This window comes from Hymenobacter ruber, from assembly GCF_054783255.1.
The window spans coordinates 2,444,137-2,460,481 of the sequence record NZ_BAAGQX010000004.1; the positions used below are offsets into that span (position 1 = coordinate 2,444,137).

Annotated in this window: 16 protein-coding genes; 9 read left to right on the forward strand and 7 right to left on the reverse strand. The window is 59.9% G+C overall.

Annotated elements, in window-relative coordinates:
* Positions 1 to 132: 132 nt before the first annotated feature.
* Both ACYVM5_RS21065 and ACYVM5_RS21070 read left to right on the forward strand, forming a co-directional pair.
* Complete coding sequence (locus ACYVM5_RS21065; RefSeq protein WP_460620055.1) at positions 133 to 2,865, forward strand: AsmA family protein; 2,733 nt, start codon at positions 133 to 135, stop codon at positions 2,863 to 2,865.
* Between the two features lie 142 nt (positions 2,866 to 3,007).
* Positions 3,008 to 4,918 carry an ABC-F family ATP-binding cassette domain-containing protein gene (locus tag ACYVM5_RS21070; RefSeq protein ID WP_460620056.1) on the forward strand — a complete coding sequence of 637 codons (1,911 nt, stop codon included), beginning with the start codon at positions 3,008 to 3,010 and terminating at the stop codon, positions 4,916 to 4,918.
* 114 nt (positions 4,919 to 5,032) lie between these two features.
* On the opposite strand, the gene ACYVM5_RS21075 is transcribed toward ACYVM5_RS21070, so the two are convergent.
* Positions 5,033 to 5,668, reverse strand: a complete 636-nt coding sequence (locus ACYVM5_RS21075; RefSeq protein WP_460620207.1) for a carbonic anhydrase — start codon at positions 5,666 to 5,668, stop codon at positions 5,033 to 5,035.
* Between the two features lie 281 nt (positions 5,669 to 5,949).
* Between ACYVM5_RS21075 and ACYVM5_RS21080 the strand changes: the two genes are divergently transcribed.
* Positions 5,950 to 7,278: a DUF5103 domain-containing protein gene (locus ACYVM5_RS21080; RefSeq protein ID WP_460620057.1), complete on the forward strand. Its 1,329-nt coding sequence runs from the start codon at positions 5,950 to 5,952 to the stop codon at positions 7,276 to 7,278.
* Positions 7,279 to 7,300: 22 nt separating this feature from the next.
* Here the strand turns inward: ACYVM5_RS21080 and ACYVM5_RS21085 are convergent, their stop codons facing one another.
* Positions 7,301 to 8,191 (reverse strand): hypothetical protein, encoded by an 891-nt coding sequence (locus ACYVM5_RS21085; protein ID WP_460620058.1) that lies wholly within the window; start codon positions 8,189 to 8,191, stop codon positions 7,301 to 7,303.
* A gap of 262 nt (positions 8,192 to 8,453) precedes the next feature.
* On the opposite strand from ACYVM5_RS21085, the gene ACYVM5_RS21090 reads away from it, so the two are divergent.
* Positions 8,454 to 9,923, forward strand: coding sequence for a M48 family metalloprotease (locus tag ACYVM5_RS21090; RefSeq protein WP_460620059.1), 1,470 nt, complete (start codon positions 8,454 to 8,456; stop codon positions 9,921 to 9,923).
* Positions 9,924 to 10,017: 94 nt separating this feature from the next.
* Here ACYVM5_RS21090 and ACYVM5_RS21095 read toward each other — a convergent pair whose 3' ends face one another.
* The 3 genes from ACYVM5_RS21095 to ACYVM5_RS21105 all read right to left on the reverse strand — a co-directional run bounded on the left by ACYVM5_RS21095 (position 10,018) and on the right by ACYVM5_RS21105 (position 12,338).
* On the reverse strand, positions 10,018 to 10,557 hold the full coding sequence (locus tag ACYVM5_RS21095) for a hypothetical protein (RefSeq protein WP_460620060.1): 540 nt from the start codon (positions 10,555 to 10,557) through the stop codon (positions 10,018 to 10,020).
* 61 nt (positions 10,558 to 10,618) lie between these two features.
* Complete coding sequence (gene ychF, locus ACYVM5_RS21100) at positions 10,619 to 11,719, reverse strand: redox-regulated ATPase YchF (protein WP_460620061.1); 1,101 nt, start codon at positions 11,717 to 11,719, stop codon at positions 10,619 to 10,621.
* Positions 11,720 to 11,969: 250 nt separating this feature from the next.
* Positions 11,970 to 12,338 (reverse strand): DUF3276 family protein, encoded by a 369-nt coding sequence (locus ACYVM5_RS21105; protein WP_460620062.1) that lies wholly within the window; start codon positions 12,336 to 12,338, stop codon positions 11,970 to 11,972.
* Between the two features lie 192 nt (positions 12,339 to 12,530).
* Between ACYVM5_RS21105 and ACYVM5_RS21110 the strand changes: the two genes are divergently transcribed.
* From ACYVM5_RS21110 to ACYVM5_RS21130, 5 genes are all read left to right on the forward strand, one after another.
* Positions 12,531 to 13,448, forward strand: coding sequence for a DUF58 domain-containing protein (locus ACYVM5_RS21110; protein WP_460620063.1), 918 nt, complete (start codon positions 12,531 to 12,533; stop codon positions 13,446 to 13,448).
* A gap of 156 nt (positions 13,449 to 13,604) precedes the next feature.
* Complete coding sequence (locus ACYVM5_RS21115) at positions 13,605 to 13,841, forward strand: hypothetical protein (RefSeq protein ID WP_198070204.1); 237 nt, start codon at positions 13,605 to 13,607, stop codon at positions 13,839 to 13,841.
* A 76-nt stretch (positions 13,842 to 13,917) separates the two neighbouring features.
* Positions 13,918 to 14,112, forward strand: coding sequence for a hypothetical protein (locus ACYVM5_RS21120; protein WP_460620064.1), 195 nt, complete (start codon positions 13,918 to 13,920; stop codon positions 14,110 to 14,112).
* 45 nt (positions 14,113 to 14,157) lie between these two features.
* On the forward strand, positions 14,158 to 14,616 hold the full coding sequence (locus ACYVM5_RS21125) for a hypothetical protein (protein WP_460620065.1): 459 nt from the start codon (positions 14,158 to 14,160) through the stop codon (positions 14,614 to 14,616).
* A 74-nt stretch (positions 14,617 to 14,690) separates the two neighbouring features.
* Positions 14,691 to 14,864 (forward strand): hypothetical protein, encoded by a 174-nt coding sequence (locus ACYVM5_RS21130; protein WP_460620066.1) that lies wholly within the window; start codon positions 14,691 to 14,693, stop codon positions 14,862 to 14,864.
* A gap of 90 nt (positions 14,865 to 14,954) precedes the next feature.
* Here the strand turns inward: ACYVM5_RS21130 and ACYVM5_RS21135 are convergent, their stop codons facing one another.
* Together ACYVM5_RS21135 and ACYVM5_RS21140 are read right to left on the reverse strand one after the other, a co-directional pair.
* Entirely contained in the window at positions 14,955 to 15,716 is a 762-nt protein-coding gene (locus ACYVM5_RS21135; protein WP_460620067.1) for a Rossmann-fold NAD(P)-binding domain-containing protein, read from the reverse strand.
* A 114-nt stretch (positions 15,717 to 15,830) separates the two neighbouring features.
* Positions 15,831 to 16,274 (reverse strand): helix-turn-helix domain-containing protein, encoded by a 444-nt coding sequence (locus ACYVM5_RS21140; protein WP_460620068.1) that lies wholly within the window; start codon positions 16,272 to 16,274, stop codon positions 15,831 to 15,833.
* Between the last annotated feature and the right edge of the window lie 71 nt (positions 16,275 to 16,345).

Genomic DNA, 16,345 nt, shown 5'->3' on the forward strand with positions numbered 1-16,345 from the left:
CGAAGCTACAGTAGGCCGGCCGGCATTTTAACTAGCTGACTGGTCGGGGAATTGCGCCTTTTCATCGACTCAGCTGGCTAAAGCACAACCTTACCCCGGGCCGTTTGCGTTATCCGCTTTCCGCCCGATGCCGTGTCCGAACTAGCTGTACCCACCGCCCTCCCGTCGCCTGCCGCACCCCGTGCGCCGGAGGTTCCTTCGCCCCGGCGCCGTCGTTGGGTGTGGTGGCTGCTGGGCGTGGCGGCGGTGCTGCTCGTGCTCACCCTGGTGGCGCAGCGCATGCTCGACCCGTGGCTGCGCCGCAAGCTGGAGCAGCAGGTGAGCACTCAAACCCACGGCCAATACCGCCTGCAAGTGGGCGCACTGCACACCAGCCTGTGGCAGCGCGCCATTCGGCTCAGCGGCCTGCGCCTGCGCCCTGCCGCTACTGTGGCCGACACCCTGCCCCGTATCCGGCTCGATGTGGCGCAAATTGATATCACGGACATTGGCCTGCTGGCGCTGTTGCGGAAGGGCGTGGTGCCGGTTGACAGTGTGGTGCTGGATTCGGCCCGGATTGAAGTGCTGGCGCTGGCCCAAAAATCCACCAAAAACGCCGGAAAGCCACTGCACGAAAAACTACCGCTCGAGCTCAAAGGCCTGGATATTGGCTACTTCGGCTTGCAACATGTTCAGGCCAGCTACCAGCCCGGCGGCACGCAGGCCCAATCCACGGCCCAATTTCGCCGCGCCGACCTGAGCGCCCAGAACCTGCTCATCAGCGCGGCCGGCGCGGCCGATTCGCAGCGTCTGGGCTACGCCATTGGCTGGAATTTGCGGCTGCAACACGCGCAAGGGCAGGCGGGCGGCCATCAGCTAGCCGTGGCCGGGCTCACTGTTTCGACCGCTGACCAGCGCATCCAACTCGACTCCGGACGGGTGCAACCGCTGGGCAATACCGCCCCCGGTCAGCCCCGCGTCGATTTGACGCTGCCGCGCCTGCGCCTCACCGGGCTGCGGGCGGCGGCGTTGCAGCACCAGCACCGGTTTCGGGCCGATTCGCTGCTGATTCGGCAGCCGCAGCTTACCGCCAGTCTGCCCGCTACGGGCTCGGCGGGAAACTCAAAATCACCTCTGGAATACCTGAAAAGCCTTGATTTGGCACATCTGGCTGTGCAGGAAGGCTACGTCCGGGTGCAGGGCACAGCCGCAAATCCCGTCATTCACGGCCTGCAAGTAGCGGGCACGGCCATTCATTTCGATTCATTGAATGCGCCCGATGCGCAGCGCATTTTCTTTGCTAAAGCCTGGGAAGTAGCGCTGGGCCGTAGCCAGGCCACGGTGGCGGCGCATGCGCTGGCGCTGGGTAGTTTGCATTTATCAACCGCGAAAGGAACGTTTGACTTGCGCTCGGTGCGGATTCGGCCGCCCGCGCCGTGCCAGGGCAAGTCCGGCGGCGTACGCGTCGACCTCAAGCTGCCCGGCCTGGCGCTGGCCGGGCTCGATTCCAAAGCATTGCAACAACGCCATTTCAAGGCCCAAAGCCTGGTGCTGGACCGGCCGGACCTCGACTTTACGCCGCCCGTGCAGCCCCCTCCGCCCTTCTGGAAGCTGCTCTCGAAACAGCTGCGCCGCTCCGACCTGGCCGTGGTGCGCGTGAACCACGCCGACGTGCGCTTCGGCCGCTGGCGGCACGCCCCCCACGTGCGCGACCTGAACGCGACCGGCAAATCCATCCGCATCGATTCGGCGGCGAATATCGACCCGCGCCGCATTGCCTACGCCCGCGCCTGGGTGCTGAATACCGGCCGGTTTTCCGCCCCCTTCGACCCCCCTTTTTACCGGGCCAGCAGCCAGTACGTGCATCTCGACACCGATGCCCATCAGCTAACATTCAGCGACATGCTGCTACGGGCCCGGTTCTCGCCCATTGGCATGAACCTGCACAAGGGCTACCAGGCCCCGGCCGTCACCATCAAAGTGAAGCGGCTGGCAATGGCCGGGCTCGATTTTGTGGGGCTGGTGAACCACGGCGATTTTCGGATGAAGCGCGCCACCGTGCAAAGCCCGGTCGTCACCATCGCCTCCGACGGCCGCGGGCCCATCAACCCGAACAAGTCGAAAATCTCGCCCGAGGAAATGCTCAACCTGCCCGTAATCGTCGACGTGCCCCGCCTCGACCTCGTGAACGGCAACCTATACACCACCTACCGCAGCCCGCTCACGCCCATCACCGGCACCATGAACATCACCCGGTTCAACGGTACGTTCCTGAACCTGAGCAACGACCGCCGGCACCAGACGCCCGCCACGCCCCTCACCGGCCGGGCCACCACTTACCTCCAGAACCAGTGCCGGCTCGATGCGCAGGTGTCCATCTATTTGCTCGACCCCAAGGGCCGCCACCGCATCTGGGGCGCATTCGGGTCCGGCCCGTTTGCCATGCTCAACTCCATGACCGTGCCCACCAAGCTGGTGGAGTTCAAGCGCGGCCAGGCCCAGCGCATCCGTTTCGATATGCGGGTGGACCGCCAGGGCACCACCGGCACCATGTGGGCCGAATACACTGGTTTGCAAATGGAATTGCTGGGCTACAAGCACGAGGAAGTCAAAAAAACTCTCATCAAACGCGTCATTTCAAAGGCCGTCAACGTCATCGTGATTCGCGACCAGAACCCGCGCAAGCGCGGCGAGCTGGTGACCGGCGAAATGAAAAGCACCCGCGAGCCGCGCTTTTCGGTGTTTGCGCTCTGGCGGCAGGGCGTGGTGAGCGGCCTGTTCAACAACGTAGGCGTACCTCAGAAAATCGCCCAGAAGCTGAGCGAAGCCCAGGACCAAGCGCCACTGCCAAAGGGCGTATCTAAACAGGAGACAAAGAAGAAATAACAAGGGTCAAACTGGGCAAAACAGTCCCTTGCGTTTCGCACTTTCCAGCCCCGTTCGGTGGTTGCCTCATGGGGCAGTTCGGTTTTTTAGCCGGCGGCCCCGGCATCGGCCGTACCTTTGCGCCTGAATACCCCGCGACCCCATGATTTCAATCTCCGACCTCGACTTCCACTTCGGCTCCCGCACGCTGTACGACAACGCCAGCCTGCACATCAAGCCCAAGGATAAAATCGGCCTCATCGGCCTCAACGGTACTGGCAAATCGACGCTGCTGCGCCTGCTTGTGGGCGAATACAAAGCCGACGGCGGCTCGATTTCGATGAGCAAGGAAGTGAGCCTGGGCTTCCTGAACCAGGATTTGCTGAGCTACGACACGCACGAGAGCATTCTGCACGTGGCCATGCAGGCCTTTGAGGAAGCGCTGGAACTGCAGAAGAAAATCGACGACCTGCTGGTGCTGTTTGAAACCGATTATTCCGATGATTTGGTGGACAAGCTGGCCACCATGCAGGAGCGGTTTGAGGCACTGGGCGGCTACACCATGCAGGCCCGCGCCGAGGAAATCCTCGAAGGCCTGGGCTTCACGACCGAGGAGCTGGCCAAGCCGTTGAAAAGCTTTTCGGGTGGCTGGCGCATGCGCGTGATGCTGGCCAAAATCCTGCTCCAGCAGCCTTCCCTCCTGCTCCTTGACGAACCGACCAACCACCTGGACTTGCCGTCTATTAAGTGGATTGAGAACTACCTGGCCGACTACGAGGGCGCGGTTATCATCGTGAGCCACGACCGGGCTTTCCTCGACCGCACCACCAATACTACGGTGGAAGTGCTGGGCGGCAAGCTGGTGCCCTACGCCGGCAACTACAGCTACTACCTCGAGGAAAAAGAGGAACGCAACCTCATCCAGAAGGGCGCCTTTGAGAACCAGCAGGCCCAGATTCGGCAGGCCGAGCGGTTCATCGAGCGGTTCAAAGCCAAGGCCAGCAAGGCCAAGCAGGCCCAGAGCCGCGTGAAAGCCCTGGACAAGCTGGAGCGCATCGACGACGTGGCGCAGGACGCGGCCAAAATCAACATGAAGTTTACCTTCAAAGTGGAGCCCGGCCGCCACATCCTCCGCATGGAGCACGTGACGAAGAAGTACGACCAGAAGCTGATTTTCCGCGATACCAACGTACACATCGAGCGGGGCGACAAAATCGCGCTAATCGGGGCCAACGGCAAGGGCAAATCGACGCTCATGCGCCTCGTGGCGGGTACCGAAGCGCCTACGGCCGGCAAGCACCAACTGGGCCACAACGTGATTATGTCGTTCTACGCCCAGCACCAACTCGAGAGCTTAACGCTCGACAACGAGATTTTGCAGGAGATGAGCGAGGCCGGCTCGAAGCGCAACGACATGGAATTGCGCTCGGTACTGGGCTCGTTCCTGTTCACGGGCGAGGAGGTTTTCAAGAAAATCAAAGTCCTCTCGGGTGGCGAGAAAAGCCGCGTGGCCCTGGCCAAAACCCTGATTTCGGAAGCCAACTTCCTGCTCCTTGACGAACCGACCAACCACCTGGACATGGTGTCGGTAAACATTCTGATTCAGGCCCTGGAGCAGTACCAAGGCACGTTCATCGTGATTAGCCACGACCGATTCTTCGTGGAAAACGTGGCCACCAAAATCTGGTACATCGAGGATTTCCAGCTGAAGGAGTACCCCGGCACCTACAACGAGTACGAGCAATGGATGGAGGACCGCGAAAAGGCCGCCAAAAAGGCCGGCCTGCCCAGCCCCTCAGCCCCCAAGCCCCAGCCCAAGGAAGAGAAAAAAGCCGACGCTGCCCCAGCTAAAACCTCCTCGCCCGACCAGAAAAAAGCGCTGAAAGAATTGGCCGAAGTAGAGGCTAAAATCGACACGCTGGAAAAGGAGTTAGCCGGCTACGAAAAGCAATTGGCCGACCCGAAAATCTACGAGAATTCATCGCAGTTGAAGGACGCAACGATGAAATTCGAGCAGGTGAAAAAGGAATTGGCCCAACTGAACGACCGTTGGGAAATGCTGGCGGAAGTGTAATTAGAAGGAGCAATTAATAAAAACGCCTCTCCTGAAGCACCGTGCTTCGGAGAGGCGTTTTTATTTCAGGCAGTTGGTTTATGCCGGCAAATTCTGGCTGACGCGAATATCGGATTACGTTCCCGCTTCTTCCAGGAAGGCAACTCGTCCCGTGGCGATGTCGTGCATACCGCCAACAATTCCAACTTCCCCATTCTCAATCATTTCCTTTAAAATCGGGCTGCGCTCCAGAATTCCCCGCACTGTTCTACTCACATTTATCATGGCCACTTTTTCTACGAAGGCCGCATTGGCGGAAGTTCTATTTTCCGACTCGGTTTTCTCATCAAATACCGCCGGCTGAATTTTATTCAGCAAGGCCGTTAAGTTGCCCATTTCCACGTGGTCGCAGGCGCCTTTTACCGCGCCGCATTTCGTGTGGCCCAGCACCACAATTATTTTTGAGCCGGCTATTTTGCAGGCAAATTCCATGCTGCCCAAAATATCTTCGTTGATGATATTTCCGGCTATCCGCACGCTGAAAACATCCCCCAATCCCTGGTCAAAAATCAGCTCGGCCGAAGTCCGGCTATCAATGCAGCTCAGAATAACGGCAAACGGAAATTGACCGTCGGCCGTGTACCCGGCCTGCTCGAGCAAGTCGCGGTTGGCCTTGAGGTTATTCACGAACCGGCTGTTGCCTTCTCTCAAAATCTGAAGCGCAGTCTTTGGGGTTAAGCTGGCTTGGGTTTCTTGTGTGTGCACCCGCATTTGGCTGTTGCTTTTTTGTGTGGGAAACCTATAGTGTAATTCAATTGGAACGGCCTGCTGAGCTGGTTCAGGCGTCGCGGGTGCTCCGATGGCAACGCAAAGCAACAAACTGGTTTGAAAAGTTAACCAAATCAGGTTTGCATCCCGAGTTGATGGGTTGTTAAGCAGCCTCTACGTCGGGCCGGGTTTTATGCATAACGCCTTCCAGTGGCCCGTGCTGTTCCGAATGGCGTACAGCCTTGCGGAGCGAATCATTATTGCTGAGCCGTAACTTTCGGCCCATGCGTCTCCTTCCCCTTGCCTCCCTCCTCCTCGCCACCGCCTGCGTGCCGCTGGGCACCCCCATCACCAGCACCACGCCCGGCACCCAGAAGCCCCCCGAATACTACGCCGACCGCACCCTGCGCTACCAGGACTACACCTACGCGCCCGACGTGCGCAGCGTGCAGTGCTACGTGAACACCGGCCAGCCCAACGAGGTATTGCAGCCGCCGGTGGTGCCCCTGGGCCAAAGCCCAAGCATCCTATTGGAGTTTGACGTGCTGGGCGAGCAAAGCCAGCGCTACACCGCCAAGCTCATTCACTGCGATGCCGACTGGCAGCCTTCGGTGCTGACGGACATGCAGTTTCTGAGCGAAATCAACGAGTATCTCATCACCGATTACCGGGTGGGCACGGGCACCAAAGTGCCGTATTACCACTACCGGCTGCGCGCCCCGCAGGTGAAGCTGAGCGGCAACTACCTGCTGGTGGTGCAAAGCCAGGGCGGCGTGCCGGTGGTGTCGCGCCGGCTGTTGGTGTATGAGAACCAGGTGAATGTGGGCCTGGCCCCGGGCATCGTCATTGGCGGGCAGGAGCGGTTCACTATGCAGCAGCTCGATTTCAGCATCGGCTACGGCACTGTGGATTTGGTGAACCCCGCCGTGGAAGTGAAGGTGGTGCTGCGCCAGAATTTCCGCTGGGACAATGCCAAATACAACCTGCATCCCACTTTCGTGCGCGATGCCGAGCGCCGGCTTGAGTACCAGTATTTCAACTTCGAAAACGCCTTCCCCGGCCTGAGTGAGTACCGGTATTTCGACACGCGCTCCATCCAGACGGTGGGCATCGGCGTGCTGCACGTGGACCCGCGCGCCACGCCCGTGACCACGGTGCAGCTCCAGCCCGAAGTGTCGCGTGCCCTCACGGCCTACAACCAGTACGTGGATTCCAACGGCCAGCGCGTATTCGAGAGCCGCGAATACGGCAGCGGCGCCACCAATGCCGACTACGCCGACGTGGAGTTTCAGCTGAAAGCCCCGCAGCCCGCGCCCGGCCCGGTCTACGTCTTCGGCGCGCTCTCCGACTGGCAACTGAAGGACGAGTTCAAGCTGAAATACGACGAGGCCCAGCAGCTCTACACCGGCCACGCCCTGCTCAAGCAAGGCTACTACAACTACGATTTTGCCGTGGCCGGCGCTACCGGCAAGGCCCCGAACGAAGTCTACTTCGAGGGCACGCACTACGAAACCGAAAACCAATACGACCTGCTGGTGTACTACCGCCCGCCCGGCACCCGCGCCGACCTGCTCATCGGCTACAAAACCGTGGACATGAACAGCCGGCAATAGCGTCGGCAGCGCGCCGCTGTGGCTACTTCGCGCTGAGCTGCACGCTGGTTTTCAGCGTTATCGGGGTCATTTGTGCCCCGCCGTAGCCCCCGCCGCCGCGCATTCCGCCGCCGCCGCCATAGCCACCGCCACCACGCATCCCGCCACCACCTCCGCGCATTCCGCCGCCACGCATTCCGCCACCACCGCCACGCATCCCGCCACCGCTCATTCCGCCACCGCCCCCACCACCCTGGCCGGGCATGGCGATTTTGCCGCCGGCCAGCGTGATGCCTACTACGGCTTTTTGGCCAGTAGCCAGCGCGGGCAGCTTGTGGTAGAGCAGGCGCATCGGCACGGCCAGCTCATAAATCAGGTCTTCCTGCGCATCCACGGCCAGGGCGGCCTTCACGCCGAGCTGCGATTGGGCATCGGTGAGGGTGGGCTCCTTGCTGCCTTTGTAGTTGAGGAGCTCCATCTCGCGCATGTTGGCAATCATGCGCGTCATGCGCTCGCGCCGGGCATTCTGGCGGTCGGCGGGAGCCTCGGCGCCGTTGTCGGGTTGCTGGTCGCGGCCTTCGGCCGGGGTGCGCTCGCCTAACTGGCCCAGCGGGAAATGCACCCCGAACTGGTGCTGGTTGCGCCCCGTGGTATCGAGCCAGACCGTGAGGCCCAGCCGCACTATTTTGGCCTGGGTGGTGGGGTCAGCGGCTTTGAGGCGCAGGTACACCGCGCGGCCGTTGTTCAGTACTTGGTACTGCAGCTTGCTGGTGGGGTCGTAGTGGAGCGAGTCGGTCCACTCCGTAGCGAGTCCGTCGACTACCGGCGGCGCGGGCACAAACCGGCTGGCGCTGCTGGCGGTGGGCTGACGGCTGCACGCCAGAAATAAAAAAGCAGCGGGCAGCCACACGGGCCACGAACGGGAAATAGTCATTGCAAAAACGGAAAACAAACGGGCAAAATCAGCCGCAATGTTGCTGGGCATTGCGTGTGTTTTAGGTGAATGTGACTGGTTTGGCTGCAAACTGGCAGGAAAATGGCATAACCCCGGCGGGACTTGCCCCGGCCGGCCACATCAGCCGGCCAGCCGCCGGCCCCATCAGGCCCGACGGTAGCGCGGCGTAACCGCATTTGCCCCGCCGCCGTTGCAAGCCCATTCGCTGACCTTCACCGGTAATTCCGCTTTATTTATTCCCATGAATCTTTCGCTTCTTCCTTCTCTGCGCACCGGCGCGCTGCTGTCGCTGCTACTGCCGCTGGCCAGCTCGTCCACCATCACCGATTGGGCCGCCCGCTGCCCGGCTACTGCTCCCGCTGCGGCCACTCCTACCGCCCGCCCACTGCAAGGTGCCAAGCCCGACCCGGCCGTTATCGCCCAGTTTGGCCTGTATGATAACGCCAAGCTGCAAAGCCTCATCACGGCGCGGGGCAAAGCCATGACGGCCATCTCTGACCGCCCCGGCGACTACGGTTTTACCGTCGTCGACTCGCCCATCATCAACGCCTTCGCCACGCCCGACGGCCACGTGTACTTCACGCGCGGCATCATGGCGTATTTTAATGACGAAGCCCAGTTCTCCGGCGTGCTCGGGCACGAACTCGGCCACATCACCGCCCAGCACGGCAAAAAGCAGCAGACGCGCAGCACCATCGCCGGCATCGGTATGATACTGGGTTCGGTGCTGGCCCCGCGCGTGATGCAGTCGGTGGGCGGCGTGGCGCAGCAGGTAGTAGGTCTGGGCATGCTGAAATACGGCCGCGACGACGAGAACGAAGCCGACGGCCTGGGCGTGAAATACTCCACCAAAATCGGCTACGATGCCAGCCACATGGCCGATTTCTTCCAGACCCTGGAGCGCACCGAAGCCCAGAGCGGCAGCAGCATCCCCACCTTCCTGAGCACTCACCCCAACTCGGCCGACCGCTACACCCGCGTGAAGCAACTGGCCGCCCAGGCCAAGCAAAGCGTAGGCAACCGCACGCTGGCCGTGAACCGCGACGCCTACCTGCGCTCCATCGAGGGCCTGACCTTCGGCGAAGACCCACGCCAGGGCTTCGTGGAAAGCGGCGTGTTCTACCACCCCGACCTCAAGTTCCGCTTCCCCATCCCCTCGGGCTGGAAATCGCAGAACGCCCCCGACAAATTCCAGATGGCCGAACCCAACGGCAAAGCCCTGCTGGTCTTCCTCGGAGCCAGCGGCTCGTCGCTGGATGAAGCCGGTCAGAGCCTCGCCAAAGCCATCGGCCTGGCCTCGGCCAATGCCAGCAAAACCACCATCAACGGCTTCCCCGCCCTTGTGTTTGAAGGCGACCAGCAGGCCACCGACCAAAGCAGCACGCCTGCTCACGTGCTGGCCCAGCTCATTCAGGACGGCAAAAGCATCTACGCCTTCGTGGGCTTGGCCGCCCCGGCTTCGTTCAGCACCTACGCGCCGCAGTTTCAGCAGGCCGCCCAGGGCTACGCCCGCCTCACCGATGCTAACAAGCTGAACCGCCAGCCCGAGCACATCCACATCCGCACCGCCACCGGCACCCAAACGCTGGCCTCGGCCCTGGCATCGGCCGGTGTTCCGTCGAAGCGCTACGAGGAACTGGCCATCGTGAACGGCATGAAAACCACCGATAAGCTGCCGAAAGGTATGCTATATAAAGTGGTGGGTAAATAAGCCTCCTTTATTTATATTATGTTGTAGTGAAACGCAAAGAAGCCACTCAAATGAGTGGCTTCTTTGCGTTTCGGTGGCTATTTTTCGATTGAAATTATTTCTCTTCGTAATTCACATCTGCAATCCGAACGGCCTTTTGAATTTTGAATACCGGATAAGGGCCATCCATGCCTATCACGGCACCAATAATTCGATATCTTCTGCGCCAATAGCTGCCTTGGATAGCGCTGTCTTCATCTTTGGAAACAGGATTTTGACTGTTACGCTTAGGAGGAGTAAATAATGAATCCCAAGCGGCTGAAGTTGCCGCACGCAACGCTGACACTCTATAGCCGCTTAGTATTGCGCGTTTGGCAATCTGCTCCCGCGTCGTTCCATATAGCTTCGCGTATTTGCTGCGTGCGTCAATGTAAGATTGCCGAAATTGTTCAGGCACAATTACCTCACCGCTGTCAGCAGTAAAATCGCCGCCATCGGTACACGCGCAGTAAGAAATTATGAGTATTTGTTTCTGTGGTATTGTTTTATTGATTACAGGCCGGGATTTCTGGCCAGTCACTGGGAATGCACAGACGGTAAGTAATATAATCAGCACATCTGTTCTCATGTGAAGCGCATTGAATTCAGAAAACAAATAGCCCCAACCAATACAGGCCGGGGCTATAAAGTAACACTAAAAACTATTGAATCTGCAGTTACACATTGAAGCGGAAGTGCATGATGTCGCCGTCCTGCACCACGTATTCCTTGCCTTCCACAGCCATTTTGCCGGCTTCCTTGATTTTCACTTCGGTCTTGTATTCCTGGTAATCCGGCAGCTTGATAACCTCGGCGCGGATGAAGCCTTTCTCGAAATCGGAGTGAATAACGCCGGCCGCAGCGGGGGCTTTGTCGCCGCGATGAATGGTCCAGGCGCGTACTTCCTGCACGCCGGCGGTGAAGTAGGTAATCAGGTTCAGCAGCTCGTAGCTGGCGCGGATAAGCTTGTTCAGGCCTGACTCGGTGAGGCCGTACTCGCCCAAGAACATTTCTTTTTCCTCGGGGTCTTCCATGTCGGCAATCTGGGCTTCGATGGCGGCCGATACCAGCACCACCTGGGCACCTTCGGCTTTCACGTGCTCGCGCAGGGCGGTGACGTGGTTGTTGCCGTTGCTAGCAATGCTGGCTTCGTCCACGTTGGCCACGTAAATCACGGGCTTGATGGTGAGCAGCTGCAAATCGGCCACGGCTTCGAGGTCGTCGGCCGAAGCGTCCACGGCGCGGGCATTCTGGCCGCCTTCCAGGGCCGCCTTGAATTTCTGCAGCGATACTACTTCCTTCTTGGCCACGGCGTCGCCGGCCTTGGCGCTGCGCTCCGACTTCTGCAACTTCTTCTCGACACTTTCCAAGTCTTTTAGCTGCAGCTCGGTGTCGATAACGTCCTTATCAAAAACGGGGTCCACGCCGCCGGCTACGTGCACGATATTGGGGTCGTCGAAGCAGCGCACCACGTGGATGATGGCGTCTACCTCGCGGATGTTGGCCAGGAATTTATTGCCCAGGCCTTCGCCCTTGCTGGCACCTTTCACGAGGCCGGCGATGTCGACAAACTCGATGATGGTGGGCAGCACGCGCTTGGGGTTCACGAGGGCTTCCAGAATCTGGAGGCGCTCATCGGGCACGGTGATAACGCCCACGTTGGGCTCGATGGTGCAGAACGGGTAGTTGGCCGATTCGGCCTTGGCGTTCGAAAGCGCGTTGAAAAGGGTGGATTTACCGACGTTCGGCAAGCCGACGATACCGCAGCGGAGGCCCATAGTTGGGAGTGAATGAGTGACGAAGTGATTGAGTGAATTGCAGGCAATTCGGCCGCAAAGGTACGGCTTGTAGCCACGCAAAACGGCGCGAACGGATTAGAATCCATTCGCGCCGTTTTGGGGGCATCTGTCATGCAGAGCGCAGCAAAGCATCTTTACCTCGATACTAACTCCGGTTGATTGGTTTACTATTGAGGTAAAGATGCTTCGCTGCGCTCTGCATGACGGGCATTCTGCTTATTCAAAAGCCCTAATACGCGTCGTCGCTGCGGTTGGGGTCGAAGGCGGGGCGCTCGAACTCGCGGCGGGGTTGGTCGCGGTCGTCGTAGTCGCGGGGGCGGTCGAGCTCGGCCACTTCTTCGGGGCTCAGCAGCTCCTCGCGCACGTAGTCCACGGCATCCTGCAGGGCATCCACAAACTTGAGGAAATCTTCCTTATAAAGGAAAATCTTGTGTTTTTCGTATGAGACGGAGTCGTCACCGTTCTGGCGGCGTTTGCTCTCGGTGATGGTCAGGTAGTAATCCTGGCCGCGGGTGGCTTTCACGTCGAAGAAGTACGTGCGCTTGCCGGCTTTAATGCGTTGGGAATAAATTTCTTCCTGGTCGTGACGGTCGTCCACTGGAATTGGGTGGGGTATGAGTGGGAAATAGAATCGGTCGGTTGGTTGAAGGGACTAACTTACGAAAGTTGCGGCAAAGATAAACGCCGGGGGTAGCGTTGGTGTTGAACTAACCAATGGTAAAGAACGTCATGCTGCGCTGCGCGCAGCATGACGTTCTTTACAGCGTCAAAAAGCCCTCTTCCACCGCCCATGCCCCTCGACCTCGCCGCTATCCGCTCCTTTGAGAACATTGAGTTTCTGGCCCGTCAGCTGGTCGATGGGTTCATCACCGGCCTGCACCAGTCGCCCTACCACGGCTTTTCGGTGGAGTTTTCGGAGCACCGCCTGTATAATCCCGGCGAGAGCACGCGCCACATCGACTGGAAGGTATTTGCCCGCACCGACAAGCTGTTTGTGAAGCGCTATGAGGAGGAAACCAACCTGCGCGCCCACCTGCTGCTCGACGTGAGCTCCAGCATGTACTACCCCGCGCCGGGGTTCGACAAGCTCAAATTCAGCATTCTGGCCGCTGCTGCGCTCACTACGCTGCTCACCCGCCAGCGCGATGCCGTGGGCCTCGTCACCTTCGCCGATACCATTGAGCTGCAAACGCCGGTGCGCTCCACCAGCACCCACCGGCACACGCTGCTGCTGGCCCTGCAACAGCTGCTGGAGCGCCCGCCCGCGCCCAAAACCGGCCGCGGCACCGACGTGGCCGGCACCATCCACGCCATTGCCCAGCAGATTCCGAAACGCTCGCTTGTCATCCTGTTTTCGGACATGCTGGGGCGCGGGGCCGACGAGCAGGAAGCTGCCCTGGCCGCCCTCCAGCACCTCAAGCACCAGCACCACGAAGTGCTGCTCTTCCACGTCCTCGACCGCGCCACGGAGGCCAATTTCGAGTTTTCTGAGCGGCCCTACATCTTCGAAGACGTGGAAACCGGCCTCGAAATCAAGCTTCAGCCTTCGCAGGTGAAGGAGCAGTACCAGGCCGCCATGACCACCTACGAGCAGGAACTGGCCCAGCGCTGCGGCCAGCTGCGCATCGATTTCGTGCCCGTGGACGTGCGCGAGCCGTTCGAGAAAGTGCTGTATGCCTATTTGGTAAAGCGCGGCAAGGTGCGGTAGCGCTCCGTTTTTGAAATTAATTACAATGTCATGCAGAGCGCAGCGAAGCATCTTTACCGTGCAACTAAATCCTCTCGATTGGATTAATTGTGCGTGCGGTAAAGATGCTTCGCTGCGCTCTGCATGACACATTCAATCCCATTCCCCTCAATTCCCGTGTTCTTCCTTCGCCTGCTGCTCATTTTCGGAGTTTCGCTGCTCGTCTTCGCGCCCATCACCGGCTACATTGCTTACAACTACGGCCGGTCGTTCTGGCGATGGTTTGGGCTGGGGCTGCTACTGCCGTTTGTGTCGGTATTTATCGCACTCTTCATGGCCATGCGCGACAAATACCGGGAAGAAAAAGCCGCCCGGCAACAGCTGCCGCCTCACCGCTGGCCCGAGCAGCTCTAGCCGCGCGGCCCGCGCCCGGGTTGACCGCACGGCTGGCGGCCCTACCTTTGCGGCGCTATTCAGCTCCGTTTATTCAATGATTGAGGCCCTTATTGTTATTCTGACGCCGCTGTTTTTCATGCCGATTATGACGGCGTTTATGGCGTACAACCACGGCCGCTCGTTCTGGCGGTGGTTTGGCATTGGGTGCGCCCTGCCCTACGTGTCGCTGTTCGTGGTTATGTTCGTGGTGCACCGCGACAAGAAAAAGCTGGCCCTGGCCACCGCATAAGCCGCTTTTGCAAGCAAAATTCTCTGCTCACCTCTTCCCCTTTTTATGTACCAAACGCTTCTCGTTCTGCACTCCTGGTCCCGCTGGTTCGTGCTCATCTTCGGCCTCATTGCCGTGTTCCGCGCCTACGCGGGCTATACCGGCCGCCGCCCCTTTGTGAGTGCCGACAACGGCATGAGCGCCGCCTTCTCCGGCTTTATGTGGTTGCAGGTAATCATTGGCATGGGCCTGTATTTCGGCCTCAGCCCCGTGGGCCTGAACGCCATGAAGCAGGCCGGCGCCATGAAGGATGCCACCGTCCGCTTCTTCGGCATGGAGCACGTGATAGTGATGATTCTGGCCGCCATTGTGGCCCAGGTGGGCCGCATCGCCGTGAAGAAAACCAGCGACAGCACCCAAAAGCACCGCAAAGCCCTGCTCTATTTCGGCGTGGCGCTGGTGCTGGTGCTGCTCATGATTCCGTGGGGCATCTGGAACCCGGCCCGGCCTTTGTTCCGGTTTTAAGTCTTAAGTTTGAGTGGCTCCGTATATGCCGTAGCCCCCCGCTATACTGCCCGGTTCCTCTTTGTTTTCAGTCCGTGTCCACCGCGCCGAAACGTTCGTACTCCGTCGAAGACTTCTCGGAGTTGATTAATTCCCGCCTGCAACGGCTGGAAAGCACCCAGGAAGCCCGCCAGCGCTACGGCTCCCTGCTGGCCGTGCTGCGGCAGCAGGTCGATTCTTATCGGACGCGGAAAGTGGCCGGAAAATAGCGCGACTCAAGACCTCAAAAACACAAAAAAAGCCTTCCCGCTGCGCAGCGGGAAGGCTTTTTTTGTGTTGCTCAACAGCGTTCTACCCCCTTAGATGGCTTGCCCACCCGATACTTCGAGGCGCTGGCCGTTCACCCAGCCGGCTTCGTCGGTGCAGAGGAAGGCCACCACGGGGCCCACGTCGGTGGGCAGGCCCACCCGGCCCAGGGCGGTGAGGCTGGCGATGTGGGCGTTGATTTCCTTGTTGTCGCGGGTGCGGCCGCCGCCAAAATCGGTTTCGATGGCACCGGGGGCCACCACGTTCACGCGGATGCGGCGCGCGCCCAGCTCCTTGGCCTGGTAGCGCGTGAGGCTTTCGATGGCCGTTTTGGCGCTGCCGTAGGTGGACGAGCCGGGCATGACAATGCGCGTGAGGCCCGACGAGATGTTGACGATGCCGCCGCCGTCGTTCATCAGCGGCAGGGCCTGCTGGGTGAGGAAGAACGGCCCTTTGAAGTGGATGTTCAGAATGTCGTCGAACTGCTGCTCGGTGGTTTCGGCAAATGCTTGGTAGAGGCCCGTGCCGGCGTTGTTGATGAGAAAATCGAACTTCTCGGCCCCGAATGTTTCCTTCAGCGTCTTCTTTACTTGCCCGAAGAAGGCGGCGAAGCTGCTCACGTTGGAGGCGTCGAGCTGCAGGGCGGCGGCCTTGCGGCCTTGGGCCTGAATTTCGGCCACCACGCTTTCGGCTTCGGCCCGCTGGCTGTGGTAGGTCAGGAGTACGTCGAGGCCTTTTTGGGCCAGGTTCAGGGCCATGTTCTTGCCCAGGCCACGGCTGCCGCCGGTGACGAGGGCGATTTTGGAGGTGCTCATCTTACGAATTGGTTGGGGTGAATGATGAGGCAAAGGTCCGGCCCGGGGCGGCGGGGTTTATGGTGAGTAGTTCAGTATTATCAGCTGTCATCCTGAGCGCAGCGAAGGACCTTATCACGTCAGAGCAGGCTGTTCAGCAGTGATAAGGTCCGTCGCTGCGCTCAGGATGACAGTCTCGGCGGCCCACAACTGCTCGCGGTACTGCTTGGGCGTGCAGCCTTGGAAGCGCTTGAAGAACTTGGTGAAATTGGAGGGGTCGTAGGTGAGGTTGGCGGCGATGGCGGCCACCGGGCGGGCGGGGTCGCGCAGCAATTCCCGCGCTACGTCCATGATGCGGGCCTCGAAGAAGTAGCACGGCGCATGCCCGGTGGCCAGCTTGATGGTGTTGCTCAGGTGCGTGGGGTGAATGCGGAGCACGCCGGCCAGGTCGCGGATTTCGAACATTTCGGTGGCCCGGCCGGCCACGATGTCGGCCAGGTGACGGTCCACTTCGCGCAGGAAATCGGCGGTGATTTCGTGCTGGCGGACCAGGAGCTTTTTGGGGATGGGGGTGGGCATATCTTTGAAAAACTTGCTATGCGGCTATTTGTGAAACTGAGGTAGCACCGAAATTCTTATCCTGACCACAC

Coding starts and splice junctions, on each gene's coding strand:
- ACYVM5_RS21075 (WP_460620207.1), bottom strand. CDS start 5,668: ATGCGGGTGCACACACAAGAAACCCAAGCCAGCTTAACCCCAAAGACT.
- ACYVM5_RS21085 (WP_460620058.1), bottom strand. CDS start 8,191: ATGACTATTTCCCGTTCGTGGCCCGTGTGGCTGCCCGCTGCTTTTTTA.
- ACYVM5_RS21125 (WP_460620065.1), top strand. CDS start 14,158: ATGTACCAAACGCTTCTCGTTCTGCACTCCTGGTCCCGCTGGTTCGTG.
- ACYVM5_RS21120 (WP_460620064.1), top strand. CDS start 13,918: ATGATTGAGGCCCTTATTGTTATTCTGACGCCGCTGTTTTTCATGCCG.
- ACYVM5_RS21140 (WP_460620068.1), bottom strand. CDS start 16,274: ATGCCCACCCCCATCCCCAAAAAGCTCCTGGTCCGCCAGCACGAAATC.
- ACYVM5_RS21110 (WP_460620063.1), top strand. CDS start 12,531: ATGCCCCTCGACCTCGCCGCTATCCGCTCCTTTGAGAACATTGAGTTT.
- ychF (WP_460620061.1), bottom strand. CDS start 11,719: ATGGGCCTCCGCTGCGGTATCGTCGGCTTGCCGAACGTCGGTAAATCC.
- ACYVM5_RS21070 (WP_460620056.1), top strand. CDS start 3,008: ATGATTTCAATCTCCGACCTCGACTTCCACTTCGGCTCCCGCACGCTG.
- ACYVM5_RS21135 (WP_460620067.1), bottom strand. CDS start 15,716: ATGAGCACCTCCAAAATCGCCCTCGTCACCGGCGGCAGCCGTGGCCTG.
- ACYVM5_RS21080 (WP_460620057.1), top strand. CDS start 5,950: ATGCGTCTCCTTCCCCTTGCCTCCCTCCTCCTCGCCACCGCCTGCGTG.
- ACYVM5_RS21090 (WP_460620059.1), top strand. CDS start 8,454: ATGAATCTTTCGCTTCTTCCTTCTCTGCGCACCGGCGCGCTGCTGTCG.